This window comes from Agromyces selenitireducens, assembly GCF_052748465.2.
Genome location: NZ_CM188259.1, coordinates 1282601 through 1299549 on the forward strand (window position 1 = coordinate 1282601; position 16949 = coordinate 1299549).

Annotated in this window: 16 protein-coding genes; 10 read left to right on the plus strand and 6 right to left on the minus strand. The window is 73.3% G+C overall.

Features of this window, described 5'->3' with window-relative positions; all coding sequences use genetic code 11:
- Positions 1–455: 455 nt before the first annotated feature.
- Positions 456–2237 (minus strand): acetyl/propionyl/methylcrotonyl-CoA carboxylase subunit alpha, encoded by a 1782-nt coding sequence (locus ACULK4_RS05995; protein WP_445965221.1) that lies wholly within the window; start codon positions 2235–2237, stop codon positions 456–458.
- Positions 2238–2356: 119 nt separating this feature from the next.
- Positions 2357–2995 (minus strand): Maf family protein, encoded by a 639-nt coding sequence (locus ACULK4_RS06000; protein WP_445965222.1) that lies wholly within the window; start codon positions 2993–2995, stop codon positions 2357–2359.
- A gap of 41 nt (positions 2996–3036) precedes the next feature.
- Here ACULK4_RS06000 and ACULK4_RS06005 point away from each other — a divergent pair, with 41 nt between their 5' ends.
- From ACULK4_RS06005 to ACULK4_RS06020, 4 genes are read left to right on the plus strand one after another with little or no spacing between them, the layout of a single operon-like run.
- Positions 3037–4413: a class I SAM-dependent RNA methyltransferase gene (locus ACULK4_RS06005; protein WP_445965223.1), complete on the plus strand. Its 1377-nt coding sequence runs from the start codon at positions 3037–3039 to the stop codon at positions 4411–4413.
- A 30-nt stretch (positions 4414–4443) separates the two neighbouring features.
- Positions 4444–5142 carry a response regulator transcription factor gene (locus ACULK4_RS06010; RefSeq protein WP_445965224.1) on the plus strand — a complete coding sequence of 233 codons (699 nt, stop codon included), beginning with the start codon at positions 4444–4446 and terminating at the stop codon, positions 5140–5142.
- On the plus strand, positions 5129–6364 hold the full coding sequence (locus ACULK4_RS06015; protein ID WP_445965225.1) for a sensor histidine kinase: 1236 nt from the start codon (positions 5129–5131) through the stop codon (positions 6362–6364). Before ACULK4_RS06010 ends, ACULK4_RS06015 begins: the two co-directional genes overlap by 14 nt.
- Positions 6361–7368 (plus strand): DUF8320 family protein, encoded by a 1008-nt coding sequence (locus ACULK4_RS06020; protein ID WP_445965226.1) that lies wholly within the window; start codon positions 6361–6363, stop codon positions 7366–7368. The genes ACULK4_RS06015 and ACULK4_RS06020 overlap by 4 nt, the downstream gene beginning before the upstream one ends.
- 241 nt (positions 7369–7609) lie before the next feature.
- On the opposite strand, the gene ACULK4_RS06025 is transcribed toward ACULK4_RS06020, so the two are convergent.
- Positions 7610–7843: an acyl-CoA carboxylase epsilon subunit gene (locus ACULK4_RS06025; RefSeq protein ID WP_445965227.1), complete on the minus strand. Its 234-nt coding sequence runs from the start codon at positions 7841–7843 to the stop codon at positions 7610–7612.
- A gap of 8 nt (positions 7844–7851) precedes the next feature.
- Positions 7852–9453 carry an acyl-CoA carboxylase subunit beta gene (locus ACULK4_RS06030; protein ID WP_445965228.1) on the minus strand — a complete coding sequence of 534 codons (1602 nt, stop codon included), beginning with the start codon at positions 9451–9453 and terminating at the stop codon, positions 7852–7854.
- A 134-nt stretch (positions 9454–9587) separates the two neighbouring features.
- Between ACULK4_RS06030 and ACULK4_RS06035 the strand changes: the two genes are divergently transcribed.
- The 3 genes from ACULK4_RS06035 (at position 9588) to ACULK4_RS06045 (ending at position 12008) form a co-directional block, all read left to right on the plus strand.
- Positions 9588–10415 carry a biotin--[acetyl-CoA-carboxylase] ligase gene (locus ACULK4_RS06035; protein WP_445965229.1) on the plus strand — a complete coding sequence of 276 codons (828 nt, stop codon included), beginning with the start codon at positions 9588–9590 and terminating at the stop codon, positions 10413–10415.
- 8 nt (positions 10416–10423) lie between these two features.
- The gene (locus ACULK4_RS06040) at positions 10424–10972 is read left to right on the plus strand and encodes a PH domain-containing protein (protein ID WP_445965230.1); all 549 of its coding nucleotides are present in this window, start codon (positions 10424–10426) and stop codon (positions 10970–10972) included.
- A gap of 130 nt (positions 10973–11102) precedes the next feature.
- Positions 11103–12008, plus strand: a complete 906-nt coding sequence (locus ACULK4_RS06045; protein WP_445965231.1) for a DarT ssDNA thymidine ADP-ribosyltransferase family protein — start codon at positions 11103–11105, stop codon at positions 12006–12008.
- Here ACULK4_RS06045 and ACULK4_RS06050 read toward each other — a convergent pair.
- Entirely contained in the window at positions 11929–12591 is a 663-nt protein-coding gene (locus ACULK4_RS06050) for a GtrA family protein (protein WP_445965232.1), read from the minus strand. The genes ACULK4_RS06045 and ACULK4_RS06050 overlap by 80 nt on opposite strands.
- Positions 12592–12657: 66 nt before the next feature.
- Here ACULK4_RS06050 and ACULK4_RS06055 point away from each other — a divergent pair, with 66 nt between their 5' ends.
- From ACULK4_RS06055 to ACULK4_RS06065, 3 genes are all read left to right on the plus strand, one after another.
- Entirely contained in the window at positions 12658–13800 is a 1143-nt protein-coding gene (locus tag ACULK4_RS06055; RefSeq protein ID WP_445965233.1) for a 5-(carboxyamino)imidazole ribonucleotide synthase, read from the plus strand.
- A 94-nt stretch (positions 13801–13894) separates the two neighbouring features.
- Positions 13895–14362 carry a 5-(carboxyamino)imidazole ribonucleotide mutase gene (purE, locus tag ACULK4_RS06060; RefSeq protein ID WP_445965571.1) on the plus strand — a complete coding sequence of 156 codons (468 nt, stop codon included), beginning with the start codon at positions 13895–13897 and terminating at the stop codon, positions 14360–14362.
- Positions 14359–15738 (plus strand): LCP family protein, encoded by a 1380-nt coding sequence (locus ACULK4_RS06065; RefSeq protein ID WP_445965234.1) that lies wholly within the window; start codon positions 14359–14361, stop codon positions 15736–15738. The genes purE and ACULK4_RS06065 overlap by 4 nt, the downstream gene beginning before the upstream one ends.
- A 36-nt stretch (positions 15739–15774) precedes the next feature.
- On the opposite strand, the gene ACULK4_RS06070 is transcribed toward ACULK4_RS06065, so the two are convergent.
- Complete coding sequence (locus ACULK4_RS06070) at positions 15775–16914, minus strand: glycosyltransferase (protein WP_445965235.1); 1140 nt, start codon at positions 16912–16914, stop codon at positions 15775–15777.
- Positions 16915–16949 lie beyond the last annotated feature (35 nt).

Genomic DNA, 16949 nt, shown 5'->3' on the forward strand with positions numbered 1-16949 from the left:
ATGGGCTCACCGCGGGGCAGCCGTGACCGCGCGCGCAGGACGATCGCGTGGTGCATCGACGCTCTCGGGCGCTCGACCGGCTCGGCGGCCGTCTCGGCTGCCTCACCGCGTTGCGCGCGTTCGGTCTGTGGGACGGCAACCAGGCCCGAGCGCGCGGCCGCCATGATCCGGAACGCGGCTACTGCCTTGGCACTCGTTGCCTGAGCACGTCTCGGGACATCCGTCCTCGACCGCCGCGGCCATGCAGAATTCAGGAGCGGGTGCCCGATCGGTTGCAGCCTGAGGCGCCGCGCCGTGCTCAGGACTCAGGAAAGCACCGCGGCCATCGCCCGATCAGACCCGGTTTCGAGCGGATGTCGCGCCGTGGCCGGCCGTGCACTCCTGAATTCTGCACCTTGCGCGCGACGGGCGGAGCGTCGATGAGGCCCGCACGGTCCTGAATTCTGCTCGACCGGTCAGGTGGCGGGGGCGTCGTTGATGGCGAGGAGCAGGTGGCCGCTCGAGACGGTCACGCCGGGCTCGGCGTTGACCAGGCCGATGACGCCGTCCTTGTGGGCGACGATCGGCTGCTCCATCTTCATCGCCTCGAGCACGAGGACGAGGTCGCCCTTGACGACCTTGTCGCCCTCGGCGACGGCGATCTTCACGACGGTCGCCTGCATCGGCGCCTTCACGGCGTCGCCGGTGGAGGTGTCGACCGAGTGGTGCACGGCGCGGCGGCGTGGTGCCGGCCCCGCGGTCGCGGACCCGGACGCGGGCGCGCCCGCGAGGCGCTTCGGCAGCGAGACCTCGACGCGGCGTCCGTCGACCTCGACGACGACGCTCGTGCGCGCGGCCGGGCCCTTCGTCTCCTCGAGTTCGCCGGTCCACGGCTCGAGCGTGTTGTCGTACTCGGTCTCGATCCAGCGCGTGAAGACCGTGAAGGGCTCGTCGCCGGCGGGCGCGAACGCCTCGTTGCGCACGATGTCGCGGTGGAACGGCAGCACGGTCGGGAGCCCGGCGACCTCGAACTCGTCGAGGGCGCGGCGGGCGCGCTCGAGGGCGTCCTTGCGGGTGGGGCCGGTCACGATGAGCTTCGCGAGCAGGGAGTCGAACGCACCGGAGATCTCGTCGCCGCTCGTGACGCCCGAGTCGACGCGCACGCCCGGGCCGCCGGGGAATCGGAGCTGGTGGATGGGACCGGGCGCGGGGAGGAAGTTGCGGCCCGGGTCCTCGCCGTTGATGCGGAACTCGATCGAGTGCCCGTTGGTCTCCGGGTCGGGGTAGTCCAGCACGCCGCCCTCGGCGAGGCGGAACTGCTCGCGCACGAGATCGAGTCCGGTGACCTCCTCGGACACGGGGTGCTCGACCTGCAGGCGCGTGTTCACCTCGAGGAACGACGCCGTGCCGTCCTGGCCGATGAGGAACTCGCATGTGCCGGCGCCGACGTAGCCGACCTCCTTCAGGATGGCCTTGGACGCGTCGTACAGCAGGCGGTTCTGCTCCTCGGTGAGGAACGGCGCGGGCGCCTCTTCCACCAGCTTCTGGTGGCGGCGCTGCAGCGAGCAGTCACGCGTCGAGACGACCACGACGTTGCCGTGCTCGTCCGCGAGGCACTGGGTCTCGACGTGGCGCGGCTTGTCGAGGTACTTCTCGACGAAGCACTCGCCTCGCCCGAACGCGGCGACGGCCTCGCGCGTGGCCGAGTCGAACAGCTCGGCGACCTCGTCGCGCTCGCGCGCGACCTTGAGTCCGCGGCCGCCGCCGCCGAACGCGGCCTTGATCGCGACCGGCAGGCCGTGCTGGTCGACGAACTCGAGCACCTCCGAGGCATCCGCCACCGGGTTCAGCGTGCCCGGCGCGAGCGGGGCGCCGACCTTCTCGGCGACGTGCCGGGCCGAGACCTTGTCGCCGAGCCGCTCGATCGCCTCGGGCGACGGGCCGATCCAGATGAGTCCGGCGCCGATCACGGCCCGCGCGAAGTCGGGGTTCTCGGCGAGGAAGCCGTACCCGGGGTGCACGGCGTCTGCGCCGGAGCGGCGTGCGACCGACAGCAGCTTCTCGATGACGAGGTACGTCTCGGCGCTCGTGGTGCCGTCGAGGGCGTAGGCCTCGTCGGCGAGCTTCACGTGACGGGCGTCGCGGTCCTGGTCGGCGTAGACCGCGACCGAGCCGATGCCGGCGTCGCGGGCGGCACGGATGACGCGGACGGCGATCTCTCCACGGTTGGCGATGAGGACCTTGCTGATGCGGCGCATGACTCCCAAGCCTATTGGCCGACGCACGCCGAACTTTGGGTGCGGTCGACAAAAAAGACCGCGAGGTGTTTCGGTGCTCGACAAGCGACGGATGCCGCGGCATCCGCCTCACACGACCGTCAGCGCAGGTCCCAGAGGTCGGTCCAGGTCGCGCCGAGCTCGCGGACGAGCTCGCGGAGCGTCGACAGCGACAGCCCGACGACGGTGGACGGGTCGCCGGAGACGGAGCGGATGAACGGCCCGCCGAGGCTGTCGACGGTGAACGCGCCGGCGACCGAGAGCGGTTCGCCCGTGGCGATGTACGAATCGATCTCGCCGTCGTCGAGGCGTGCGAACTCGACGACCGCCGAAGCGGCTCGGCCGACGGCAGCGCGCGGAGCCCCGCCGCGGTGGTCGATGAGCCAGTGCCCCGACCACAGCACGCCGGAGCGGCCGTTCTGGCGCGCCCAGCGCTCGCGTGCGACGTCGGGCCGGTGCGGCTTGCCGAAGAGCTCGCCGTCGACGAGGAATGCCGAGTCGCCGCCCAGGATGAAGCCGTCGAGAGGCTCGCCGTCGAGCCGTCGTCCGACGATGGCCTCCGCCTTCAGTCGGGCGAGCAGCTGCACGAGCTCTTCGGGTGCGAGCGGGCCGTGCTCGGCCTCGTGCTCCGCGACCGCGGCCTCCTCGTCGACGCCGGGCGCCAGGAGCGCCGGCTCCACGCCGGCCTGTCGGAGCAGTTGGAGCCGGGCGGGCGAGGTCGAGGCGAGGTAGAGGTGCATGCGTCCATCCTGCCGTGGCGGCCGTGTGGGATGCTCGGACGATGGCTGCTCCACGTCGTCGACGTCCCGCTCGCTCCGGCGGACCCGCTCCGGCCCGGCGGTCGGCCGAGCCGGGCCCCGTGCTCGAGCTCGAGCTCGAGGTCGAGCGCATCGCCCACGGCGGCATCGCGGTCGCGCACCATGACGGCCGGGTGGTGTTCGTCGCCGACGCGATCCCCGGCGAGCTCGTCCGCGCCCACGTGGTCGACGCCGGCCGCGAGCGCTTCTGGCGGGCCGAGACCGTCGAGGTGCTGCGCGCCTCGCCGGACCGCCGCGCGCACGTGTGGCCCGAGGCATCCGTCGACCGTGCACCCGAACGCCGCGCGGGCGGCGCCGAGTTCGGCCACATCCTGATGCCGCGGCAGCGTGCGCTGAAGGCCGACGTGCTGCGCGACGCGCTCGCCCGGTTCGGCGGCGTCGAGGCCGACGTCGACGTCGAGCCGGTGGCGGCGGCGCTCGCTCCGGGCGTCGACGAGGACGCCGGTACGGGCTGGCGCACGCGTGTCCGACTGCACGTGGCGGCGGATGGCACGGTGGGCCCCTACGCGGCGCGCAGCCACACCGTGGTGCCCGTCGCGTCGCTTCCGCTCGCCGTGCCGGAGCTCGCCGCGATCGCGCCGCTCGACCGCACCTTCCCGGGCGCCCGCTGGATCGACCTGGTCGCACCGTCCGGCGGTCGGCCCGAGGCCGTGGTCCGCAGGCACGAGCCGCGTGGACGGGATCGGGAGCGCAGCGCGGGTCGCCGGGCTGCGGCCGAGGCGCGCGACGCGGCACGACCGGTCGTCGCCGAGGTGGTCGGCGACCGCCGCTTCGCCGTCGACCGCGACGGCTTCTGGCAGGTCCACCGCGGTGCGGCGGCGACCCTGACACGCGCGGTGCAGGAACTGGTCGACCCCGACCGGTTCGATCCGGCGGCCGAGAACCACGACCTGTACGGCGGAGTCGGCCTGCTCGCGGCCGCGGTCGGCGACCGGTTCGGCCCGTCGGTGCGGATCACGACGGTCGAGGCGGATGCGCGCGCCACGCTCCACGCCGGCGAGAACCTCGCCGGCTGGGTCGGCGCCCGGGCGATCACCGGCCGCGTCGACGGGTACCTCGAGGAACTCGCCGGGGCGGCGGATGCCGCGCGGCGGGGCCTGCGCGGCGCGACCGTCGTGCTCGACCCGCCGCGATCCGGCGCCGGCCGCGACGTGGTGGACCGGCTGGCGTCGCTCGGGCCCGCCCAGGTGGTGTACGTCGCGTGCGACCCGGTCGCGCTCGCGCGCGACGTCGGCCTGTTCCGGGAGCGGGGGTTCGAGCTCGAGGCCCTGCGCGCCTACGACCTCTTCCCGAACACCCACCATGTCGAGGCGGTCGCGCGGTTGGCCGCTAGGGTGTGAATCGACCGTGGAGCCGAGTGAGGGGGCGCTGTGACCGCGGAGTCAGAGTCGATCGCGTCGCGCACGACGGTGGCCATCGTCGACGACCATGAGGCCGTCCGCCTCGGCCTGCGTGCCGCGTGCCGCGACGCCGGCTACGACGTGGTCGCCGAGACGGCCGACGTGCCCAGCCTGCTGGCGCGGTTCCCGGACCCGGCGACCGAGCCGCCGCGCGTGGTGCTGCTCGACCTGTCGCTCGGTGACGGCTCGAGCGTGACCGACAACGTGCGCTCCGTGCTCGCCTCCGGCAGCCAGGTGCTCGTGCACAGCATCGCGGACCGCGTCGCGGCGGTCCGCGAGGCCCTCGCGGCGGGCGCGGCCGGGGTCATCCCGAAGTCCTCGCCGACCTCCGCGGTGATCGCGGCGATCGCGACGGTCGCACGCGGCGACGTGCTGAACAACGTCGAGTGGGCGAGTGCGATCGAGGCCGACCAGGAGTTCGCGAAGGCACAGCTGGGCAATCGCGAGCGCGACGTGCTGCACCTGTACGCCTCCGGGCTGCCGTTGAAGCTCGTCGCGGAACGGCTCGGGATCGCGCATTCGACGGCGCGGGAGTACCTCGATCGGATCCGCGCGAAGTACGTCGAGGTGGGGCGGCCGGCGCCCACCAAGGTCGACCTCCTGCGGCGCGCCGTGGAGGACGGCATCCTCCCCGGACTGGACTCGGAAGGCGGGGATGGCCGCCGCTGACTGGCGCGCGGCGAAGCTCGTCCCGCGCCGCGCGGCGGTGAGCCGGGCGCAGGTCGAGACCGTCTCGAGCCGGGCGTTGGGCGTGTTCGGCGTCGTGTTCGGCGCGCAGACGGTCCCGAGCGCGATCGCGCAGGCGCCGGCGCTCGTCGAGGGCGCCGGCACGGCGATGATGGCGGTGCTCTACGGCGCCCTCGCCGCACTGGCCGTGGCGACGTTCGCCCGGGTCGCGGTCCGCGCCACGGCCGCGACCTTCGCGGCCCTGTACGTCGTCGCCCTGCTGGCGTGGCCCTATCTCCTCGTGGACCCCGCGCGGATGTCCGGCGAGACGCCGTGGCTCTACTACCTCTGCACCGTGGCCACGACGGCGGCCGTGATCGCGCTGCCACCGTTGTCGGCGGCCGCGTACACGGTCGCCGTTCCGGCCGCGTACGGCGTCATCCGGGGCACCCCGGCCGGCGGTGACGCCGGGGTGTTCCTGGCCGTGCTCGACGCGATGTACGCGATGATCCTCGGGATCGTCGTGCTCGTGATCATCACGATGCTGCGGCAGGCGGCGGAGTCGGTCGACTCGGCGCAGGATGCCGCGCTGCAGCGCTACGACATGGTGGCCCGGCAGCACGCGAACGAGATCGAGCGGGTCAAGGTCGACGCGCTCGTCCACGACAGCGTGCTCACCACGCTCCTCTCGGCCGCTGCGGCGCGGACACCGGCCGAACGGGCCCTCGCGGCGCGGATGGCCGGCGACGCGGTGCACCGCCTCGACGAGGCCGCCACCGAGCTGCCGGGCAACGAGGACCGCGTGGGTCTCGAGGTGCTGGTGCGGCGGCTCCACGCCGCGGCGGCGGGGTTCTCGGCGCCGATCGACGTGCGCTCCGGCGACGTCGCCGGGGTCGACCTGCCGGTCGACGCGGTGGATGCGCTCTCGTCGGCGGCGGTGCAGGCGATGGTGAACAGCGTCCAGCACGCCGACGCGCCGGGCCGGGAGATCCGACGCTCGATCGACATCCGCGGCGTCGGATCGGGCGGCTGCGTCATCCGCGTGGTCGACGACGGCGAGGGCTTCGACCCGGACCTGGTGCCCAAGAGCCGCATCGGACTGCGGGTGTCGATCTCGGAGCGGATGGCGAACGCGGGCGGTTCGGCCGGAGTCGAGTCGGCGCCCGGCTCGGGGACGACGATCACGCTCGCGTGGCCCGCCGGGGTCGAGGGGAGCGCGCCGTGATCTCGGTCCCGCGGTGGCTGCTGCTCGTGCTCGCCGCCCTGTTCTCCGGATACCACGTGGTGCTCGGCATCTACTCGCTCGACAAGCCGGCATCGCCGTGGCCGACGGTCGCGGCCCTCGCGCTGTACGCGATCGCGACGGTGCTGAGCCTCTGGCCCGCGCGCCGCGCCCGGATGCCCGACTGGCTCGCCGCGTTGAACCTCGCCGTCGCCATCGTGCTGCCGCTGCTGGTGTCGAGCCAGCTCGATGCGACCGCCGACAACGGCTACGCGACCTGGTACGTCGCGGCCGTCGGCACGCTCATGACCATCACCGCCGCCCGGCGGCAGCTCCTCGCCGCCTGGCTCGGGGTCATCGCGCTCGCGATCCAGACCCTGCTGTGGGCCGGGCCGCTCGCCCTCGGCGCGCTCGGCGTCGTCGGTTCGATCGTGTGGGTGGGGATCGCGCACATGCTCTCGGCGGCACTGGCGGGCGCCGCTCGCTCGACGCGTCGGTACGTCCAGGCCGAGCGCGAGGCCGCGGCGTGGCAGGCCGCCCAGGACGCGCACCTGTTCGAGGGCCGGATGCGCCTCGCTCAGACCCAGCGGATCGCCGCCCCGATGCTTCGACGCATCGCCGATGCCGACCATGAGCTGAGCGACGCCGAACGGAGGGAGTGCCGCACGCTCGAGGCCGCGATCCGCGACGAGATCCGCGGGCGGATGCTGCTGACGGACGCCGTGCGGCGCTCCGTGAAGGAGGCGCGCGACCGCGGTGCGACGATCACCCTCCTCGACGAGGGCGGCATCGACGACCTCGACGAGGACGCGCGGGACCGCGTGCTGTCCCGGCTGGCCGACGCGATCGCCGCATCGCACGCCGATCGGGTCATCGCCCGCACCGCCGCGGCGGGCTCTCCGGTCGCGGTCACCGTGGTGGGGCTCCGGGGCGGCGGCGACGGCGAGGTGCTCGAATCGGACGATGCCGAGGTCGAGCTGTGGCTGGAGATCCCGCGGGCGGAGTGAGGGTGCCCGCGGCATCCGTCGCCCGGTCGGCGCCCGGACATGGAAGCGGGGGGTCGGCCCCTACCGACCCCCCGCAAGCCCGAGTCACGGCGACAACCCGATTACCGCCGGACTCGCCCCCAGAACTCGCCGTCGGTACCCAGCCGGCGGCGGTACGACTCCGTGGAGTGCGCACTCCCCATGCTACGGATCCCCGAACGCGACGGAAGTCAGCATTTCGGGGGACACGACGCGTCCTCCGTCAGCGCGGGGCGGAGCTCCAGCGGCCCGGACCGACCTCGATCGGGGGACGCAGCGCGTGCCTGGGGTGCGCCCACGCGCTCCGCGCCGGGGGCGGGGGCGTCGCCCGCTCCTCCCGCACGGCGGCCACGATGACCGCGGTGACCGCGGCCGCCTCCTCGGCGGACACGTCGCGCGTGAGGAACCTGAGGTCGAGGGACTCGGCGCCGTTCGGCTCTCCGGATGCGGTGGTCATGGCGCCTCCTACAGCGGGATGTTGCCGTGCTTCTTGGGCGGCAGGCTCGCGCGCTTGGTGCGGAGGGCGCGCAGCGCCTTGGTCACCGACACGCGCGTGGCCGCCGGCTCGATGACGCCGTCGAGCTCGCCGCGCTCGGCCGCGAGGAACGGCGAGGCGACGTTGTAGGTGTACTCGTTCGCGAGCCGGGTGCGGACCGCGGCGACGTCCTCGCCGGCCTCCTCGGCCCGCTTGATCTCGCCGCGGTACAGGATGTTGACGGCGCCCTGTCCGCCCATCACCGCGATCTCGGCCGTGGGCCACGCGAGGTTGATGTCGGCCCCGAGCTGCTTCGATCCCATGACGATGTACGCACCGCCGTACGCCTTGCGCGTGATGACGGTGACGAGCGGCACGGTCGCCTCGGCGTACGCGTAGAGCAGCTTCGCGCCGCGGCGGATGACGCCGGTCCACTCCTGGTCGGTGCCGGGCAGGTAGCCGGGTACGTCGACGAGCGTGAGGATCGGGATCGAGAACGCATCGCAGAACCGGACGAACCGCGAGGCCTTCTCGCCCGCCGCGATGTTCAGCGTGCCCGCCATCTGGCTGGGCTGGTTCGCGATGATGCCGACCGAGCGGCCCTCGACGCGGGCGAAGCCCACCACGATGTTCGGCGCGAACAGCGGCTGCACCTCGAGGAAGTCGCCGTGATCGACGATGCCCTCGATGACCGAGTGCATGTCGTACGGCTGGTTCGGCGAGTCCGGGATGATCGCGTTGAGCCTGCGGTCCTCGTCGGTGACCTCGAGCTCGGACTCGCTGTCGTAGACCGGCGCCTCGGACATGTTGTTGTCGGGCAGGAAGGAGATGAGGGTGCGCGCGTAGTCGAGCGCGTCGGACTCGTCGCTCGCGAGGTAGTGCGCGACGCCCGAGATCGTGTTGTGGGTGAGCGCGCCGCCGAGCTCCTCCATGCCGACGTCCTCGCCCGTGACGGTCTTGATGACGTCGGGCCCGGTGACGAACATCTGGCTGGTCTTGTCGACCATGATCACGAAGTCGGTCAGCGCGGGGGAGTAGACCGCGCCGCCGGCCGCGGGCCCGCAGACGATCGAGATCTGGGGGATGACGCCCGACGCGGCGGTGTTGCGACGGAAGATCTCGCCGTACTTGCCGAGCGCGACGACACCCTCCTGGATGCGGGCGCCGCCGGAGTCGAGGATGCCGATGATCGGCACGCCCGTCTTCAGCGCGTGTTCCATGACCTTGATGATCTTCTCGCCGGCGACCTCGCCGAGGGAGCCGCCGAAGATCGTGAAGTCCTGCGAGTACACGGCGACCTGCCGGCCGTGGATGGTGCCGACACCCGTGACGACCGCATCGCCGTAGGGCCGCTTGGCGTCCATGCCGAACGCGTGCGTGCGGTGCCGCACGAACTCGTCGAACTCGACGAAGGAGCCCGGGTCGAGCAGCTCGGCGATGCGCTCGCGCGCGGTCATCTTGCCCTTGGCGTGCTGCTTCTCGATCGCGGCCTCGCCCGAGGCGGTCACGGCCTCGTGGTATCGCTGCTTGAGGTCGGCGAGCTTGCCCGCGGTGGTGAAGAGGTCGGGGCCGTCGTTCGTCGATTCGGTCACGAGGCTTCACTCTACCGGCCTGCCTCCGGGCCGGTTCGTTGACGGATTCCCACAAAAACCCGGTGGTGCGTGGTGGTGATCGCCACCCTCGACCGCCGGACACTAGCCTGAGGGCGACGGATCGGGAGGCGCGCATGGACTGGGTGCGTTCGCGGGCGGAGGTCCCGCGGTTCGAGTGGCTCGACACGGTGGGGTCGACCAACGACGTGGCCCGCGAGGCGGCCACGGGGGCGGATGCCGCGGCATGGCCGCACGGTTCCGCGATCGTCACCGACGACCAGACGCAGGGGCGCGGCCGCCTCGGCCGGACCTGGCTGGCGCCGACCGGCAAGACGCTCGCGATCTCCGTGCTGCTCCGCCCGGGCGACCGGCTCGCAGCCGACGCGTACGGCTGGATCCCGCTCCTGGCCGGCGTTGCGATGACCGAGGCGGTGCGCGGGGCCGTGGCCGCGGCATCCGTCGATCGGGGCGGCGAGGACGACGGCACGGGCGGCGTCGAGGTCGAGCTGAAGTGGCCGAACGACGTGCTCGTGTCCGGCTACAAGGTGTGCGGCATCCTCTCGGAGCTCGTAGGACCCGGCACGGTCGTCGTCGGGGCGGGGCTCAACCTCACGCTCGACGAGCACGACCTGCCGACGCTCACGTCGACGTCGCTGCAGCTCGTCACGGGTCGACGGCCCGACGCCGACGCGGTGCTGGCCGATTACCTGGCCCGGCTGCTCGATCTCGTCGACGGCTTCGTCGCCTCGGACGGCGACGCCGTCGCGAGCGGCGCCGCGGAGCGCCTCGTCGCGGTCTGCGGCACGCTCGGACAGGAGGTCCGCGTCGAGCTGCCCGGCGGCGACGAACTCCTCGGCGTCGCCGAGGCGGTCGCGCCCGACGGCCGGCTGATGGTTCGCGACGCGGAGGACGGCGAGGTGCGGGCGGTCGCGGCCGGCGACGTCACGCACCTGAGGTACTGAGGGGGGTCATGGGGGAGGCGAGCGGTACGCACGGGCTGCCGGAGGGGGAACGCGTCGTCGCGCGGCTCCGGCGACACGCACGCGTGCTCGTGCTGCCCGCGCTGCTGCTCGTCGGGGTCGCCGGTGCGGCCGGCTACGCGCTGCCGCTGCTCGACGACGGTTGGCCGCGCCTGGCGGCGGTGGTCGCCGCCGCCCTCGTCGTCCTGCTGGGGTGCGTCCTGCCGTACCTCTCGTGGCTCGCGGCCCGGACGACGGTGACCACTCGCCGCGTGATCGTGCGGCGCGGCCTGTTCGTCCGCGTGCGACGCGAGCTGTGGCACCGGCGCGGATACGACGTGCAGGTGCGCCGCGGGTGGCTGCAGCGCATCGCCGGGTCCGGCGACGTCCGCCTCGAGACCGGGCACGACGTGCCGGTGGTGCTCCGCGACGTGCCCGACCCGCTGCGGGTGCAGGCGGCGCTGCACGAGCTCATGGCGACCTCCCACGCGCTCGGCGCACCCGCCGTCGGGCCCGGCACGGCCCCGGGAGACGACACCGCCTCGTGGCGCCGCGCCTGAGCGGATCGGCGCTTCGCGACGTCCGCTCGCGCACCGGGGCCGCAGCGGTGGGTGCGGCGCACTCGGCTCGAGCGCGTACTGTAGTCGGGCGGCTCGCCGTCCCCGCGGGCCGAGCGACGAAAGGCACCACTTGGGCGAGGAATGCATCCACGGATTCGACGAGGGCCTCTGCGCGATCTGCTCTCCGCCGGCTGAACCCGACCCTTCGGTCACCGCCGCGCGCAGCCGGCAGGTCCGCGCACCGGGCACCTCGCACGCCGCCGCGGCCGCAGCCGAGGCCCGGGCGGCCACCGCGAAGGCGTCGGGCCGTCCCGCGGCATCCGCCCGCGCCGCGCGCTCGACGGCGTCCACGCGCGCGGGGCGCGGTGGGGCGGGGGCGGGCGAGGCGCCGGTCGACGCGGCCGCGACCCGGCTCTACCACGTCACGCACATCGACAACCTCGGTCGCATCCTCGGCACCGGGGCGCTGCTCGCCGACGCCGGGGAGCCGCCCGCCGAGCCGGTGGTCGACCTCGCCGCGCCCGCTGCGCGCGCGTTCCGGCGGTCCGCGACGGTCGGCGGGTCGGGCGCGACCGTCGCCGAGTACGTGCCGTTCCTGCTCAGCACCGACGCCCACGTGTGGGAGTCGATCCGCACCGGGGCCGCGGACCCGAGGCTGACCGCGGAGGCCGTCGGCCGTCCCATCGCCGACCACGTCATTCTCGTCACCTCGGTGTCCGCAGCCGCCGGCGCCCGCCTGAAGGCGCCCGGCGAGGTCGTCGTGTCCGAGACGGATGCCGCGGTGGGCGGCGCCGTGTTCGCCGACACGTGGCCCGAGGCCGAGCGCACGCTCGTGCGGCTCACGCTCGCCGACGAGGGCGCGGGCCTGCGGGCGGCTGAGGTCCTCGTGCGCGGCAGCGTGCCGCTCGAGCGGATCGCGCTCGTCGCGGTCGCCAACGACCGGGTCCGCGACCGCGTCAGGGCCGCGCTGCAGGCGGTGGGGTCGAAGACCCGCGTGGCGGTGTACCCGCCGTGGTTCCAGGCCGCGGCCGAGTAGCGGCATCCGCCGCGCGGTCGCCGGCCGCACGGGCCGCCACGTCGGGAGCGGGCGCGACCGGCGGCTCCTCGAACAGCGACCGCTGCGCCTCCTCGACCCGGGCGAGGTTCGACAGCCCGTCGGCGCGGTGGTGCCCGAACACCCAGTAGCGGTACAGCAGGAACCGGAACGCGGTGCCGAGCGCGAGGCCGACGACGTTGGTGGCGATGTTGTCGGCGAGCAGGCTCGTGTAGCCGAGCACGTAGTGGCTGACCCACAGGCACAGCAGGGCGATCGCCATGCCGCCGACCGAGACGACCGCGTACTCGGCGAACTCCCGCAGCGCGTGACGTCGCCGGTGGCGGCGGAAGGTCCAGTACCGGTTGCCGAGCCAGTTGAACACGATCGCGACCGACGTGGAGATCGTCTTCGCGCCGATCGCCGACTGCGCCCACGTGTCCTCGCCCACGACGCCGAGCCTCAGGGCGTTGAACAACGCCACGTCGATCACGAAGCCGATGAGGCCGACCACGCCGAACTTCACGAGATAGGCGAGGAACCCGTTCCACGCCCGCGTCGCGAGGCTGCGGAACGTCGCTGGCATCCCCCGATCCTACGGCGCGCCCACCGTAGGATGGGGTGTCGCGGTGCGCGGTGCCCGCGGGAACGGATGGTGTCACCGGTGCGAGTCGGAGTGGTCGGCGCGGGGCAGCTCGCCCGCATGATGATCCCCGCGGCGATCGAGCTCGGCGTCGAGCTCCGCGTGCTCGCCGAGGGCGAGGGCATGGCGGCGGCGCTCGCCGCCCACGGCGTGGGCGACTACACCGACCCCGAGACGGTCCTCGCGTTCGCACGCGAGGTCGACGTGCTCACCTTCGACCACGAGCACGTGCCGCAGCAGGTGCTCCGCGCGCTCGTCGACGCCGGGGTGGCGGTGCACCCGGGGCCCGACGCGTTGCGTTTCGCCCAGGACAAGCTGCTCATGCGCGCCCGTCTCGACGAGCTCGGACTGCCCGTGCCCGAGTGGGCGCGCGTGTCCACGCCCGACGAGCTCGACGCGTTCGTCGCCGGGCACGGGGGCGCCGCCGTGGTCAAGACGCCGCGCGGCGGCTACGACGGCAAGGGCGTGCGCGTCGTGCGCGGCGCTGCCGAGGTCGCGGAGTGGTTCGCGACGGTCGGCGAGGACGGCCGCGACGGTGCGCTGCTCGTCGAGGAGCTCGTGGACTTCCGCCGCGAGCTCGCCCAGCTCGTCGCCCGGCGACCTTCGGGCGAGGTCGTCGCCTGGCCGCTCGTCGAGACCGTGCAGGTCGGCGGGGTCTGCAGCGAGGTCATCGCGCCCGCACCGCACGCGGCGGGCCGTCTCGCCGACGTCGCCGCCGACGTCGCGATCGCCATCGCCGAGGGCCTCGACGTCACGGGCGTGCTCGCGGTCGAGATGTTCGAGACGACGGACGACCGCGTGCTGGTGAACGAGCTCGCCATGCGCCCGCACAACTCGGGGCACTGGACCATGGACGGCGCGACGACCAGCCAGTTCGAGCAGCACCTGCGCGCGGTGCTCGACCTCCCGCTGGGCGGCACCGGATGCCACGACGAGTGGGCCGTGATGGTGAACCTGCTCGGCGGTCCGGCCGAGGGCACGCTCACCGACCGCTACGCCGAGGCGCTCGCCGGCCACCCGACCGTGAAGGTCCACAACTACGGCAAGCAGCCCCGCCCGGGCCGCAAGGTCGGGCACGTCACCGCGATCGGACCCGACCTCGACGAGGCCGTCTACGAGGCGCGGGCGGCTGCGGCGGCACTGCAGGACTAGACCCGCGAGCCGGCTGGCGGTTTCTTCCAGCCGGCGGCCCTACTATCGACGGGTGACCGCAGGCAATTCCCCCGCACCCCTCGTCGGTGTCGTCATGGGCTCCGACTCCGACTGGAACGTGATGCGCGAGGCGTCCGAACTCCTCGACGAGTTCGGCGTCGCGCACGAGGTCGAGGTCGTGTCGGCCCACCGCACGCCCGAGAAGATGATCGCGTACGGCAAGGAGGCCGCAGGGCGCGGCATCCGCGTGATCATCGCCGGCGCCGGCGGCGCCGCCCACCTGCCGGGCATGCTCGCCTCGGTCACGACCCTGCCCGTCGTCGGGGTTCCCGTGCCGCTGTCGCGCCTCGACGGGCTCGACTCGCTGCTGTCGATCGTGCAGATGCCCGCCGGAGTGCCCGTCGCCACGGTGTCCATCGGCGGCGCGAAGAATGCCGGCCTCATCGCGGTGAAGATCCTCGCCACCGCCGACGACCGGCTCCGCGACGCGCTCGCCGACTATTCGGCCGCGCTCGCCGCGCTCGTCGAGGAGAAGAACGAACGCCTGAAGTCCAGCCGATGAGCCTCGCCGACAGCCCGATCCGCCATCCCGACACGGCGTCCCGCCCGCTCATGACGCGGCGCGGGTGGTGGCTCGTGGGCATGAACATCCTGATCCCCGGCTCCGCGCAGGTGCTCGCGGGCGACCGGCGTCTTGGGCGCTTCGGGCTCGGCGCCACGCTCGTGCTCTGGGTGGTGCTCGTCGCGGCGATCGTGACGTGGTTCGCGGCGCCGACCGTCATCTACACGATCGCCTCGAACAGCGTCGCACTGTGGGTCGTCGCACTCGGCCTCGTGTTCTACGGGGTGCTCTGGCTCGTGCTGACGCTCGACACCCTTCGGCTCGTTCGGCTTGTCAGGACGCAGCCGTCGGCGCGAGTGCCGATCGCCGCACTCACCGTGCTCGTGCTCGTCGTCGCCTCGGGCGGCGCGGCGTACGGCGCGTACCTCGCCACCACGGCGAGCGGATTCCTCTCGAGCGTCTTCGCGGCGGGGCCGAGCGAGCCGCCCGTCGACGGCCGGTACAACATCCTCCTGCTCGGCGCCGACACCGGACCCGACCGCGAGGGCACGCGCCCCGACAGCATGACCGTCGCGTCCATCGACGCCGAGACCGGCCAGGCCGTGCTGATCGGCCTGCCGCGCAACCTCGAGGACATCCATTTCCCCTCCGACTCGCCGATGGCCGCCGCCTATCCGAACGGGTACGGCACCGAGCAGGGCTGCCTGGTCGACGTGTGCCTGCTGAACTCGATCTACACCGAGGTCGAGCAGGTCACGCCCGAGCTCTACCCCGATGCGGCCGCGCGCAACAGCACGCCCGGCATCGAGGCGATGCGGGATGCCGCGTCGGGTGTCACCGGCCTCACGATCCAGTACTTCGTGCTCATCGACATGCAGGGCTTCGAGGCGCTCATCGACGCACTCGGCGGCGTGGAGATCACGGTGGAGGAGCGCCTGCCGATCGGCGGCGACGAGAACCTGCAGAACGTCGACGGTTGGGTCGAGGCGGGCACGCAGCGGATGAACGGCTACACGGCGCTGTGGTACGCCAGGTCGCGGTACAGCGCCACGGACTACGACCGGATGCAGCGCCAGCGCGTGCTGCAGGAGGCGATCCTGCGACAGTTCACGCCCGCGAACGTGCTCACCAAGTTCCAGGCGGTGGCCGAGGCCGGCGCGGAGACCGTGCGCACCGACATCCCGCAGTCGATGCTGGGCTACTTCGTCGACCTCGCGGGGAAGACCCGGCAGTTGCCCATCCAGTCCGTCGAGCTCACGCCCGAGACCGGGATCGAACCGGCCTACCCGGACTGGGATGCCGTGCACGCGCTCATCCAGGACGCGATCGCGACGGCGACCGCCGAGCCGACTCCTGCGGAGTCCGCGGCGGGCTGAGCCGCTGCCGCTGCGCCGAAGGGAGCCGGCCCGCGGCTACAGGTCGGCGTGCAGCTGCCAGACGCGCTCGGCGGAATCGCGCCAGTCGAACGCGTGCGCCCGGTCGGTGCCCGCGATCGAGAGCCGCTCGGCGACGTCGGGCTGTTCGACCACGGCGGTGACCGCGGCGGCCAGGCGGTCGACGTAGCCGCCGCCGACCCCGACCGGCACCTCGATACCCGCGTCGGCCGCGACCTCAGCGTACGCGGGCGTGTCGGAGTGGATCACCGGGACGCCGAGGCTGAACGCCTCGATGAGCGAGGTGCCGTCGCCCTCGTCATGGCTGGGCGCGACCAGCGCCGTCGCCCCCGCCAGGACGACCGCGAGCGCCGCCGCGTCGTCCGGTTCGACCGCGACCACGCGGGACGGTGCGACGCCAGCCTCCTCCGCCACGGTCGACACGTGCTGCTCGCCCCAGGTCTGCGGTCCGAGCACGACCAGCGGGATCTCGGGCACGCCGGGACGGCCGAGTGCGCGCAGCAGGTCGACCACGCCCTTGCGCGGCTCGAGGGTGCCCTCGACCACGAGGTACTCGGCGGGGAGCGCGAGCCGCTCCACGATTTCGCGCGCGTCGGCCGGCACGACGAGGCCCGATCTCGGCGCGGTGCCGATGACCCGGATGCGGTCGCCGAGGTCGACGATCGACGCGAGTCGTTCGGCGAGCGCGTGCGTGGACACCACGACCGCGTCGGCGTGGCGGCGGGCGCGCTTCAGCATGGCCTTCTGCCAGGCCACCGAGGCGGAGGTCAGCGACTCCGGGTGGGTCCACGCGAGGACGTCGTGCACGGTCACGACGACCTGCTCGCCCGGGACGGTGCGGTCGTGCCGCCGGAGCGGCGCGAAGAGGCTCGGCGCGTGGATCATGCCCCCACCGGGGGAGGTCGTCAGGCCGAACTGCCAGGCTGCGGCGAGCTCGCGCCGCGCGAGGCTCGACCTGTAGAGACCCGACAGACCCGGGAAGGCCTCGAGGAGCCGCTCGTAGTCGCTCGGCAGCGAGCTCGACACGACGCCCTCGACCTGGCACCCGCGGGGGGCGGTCTCGATCAGGGCGCGCGTCAGCGCCTCGGCGTAGCGGCCGATCGGTCCGGGGACGGGAGCGACGACCTGGTCGACGATCACGCGGAGTGTGGTGGGCATACCTCCCCCTCGGTGCTCGTGCGGCGGCCCGTCAA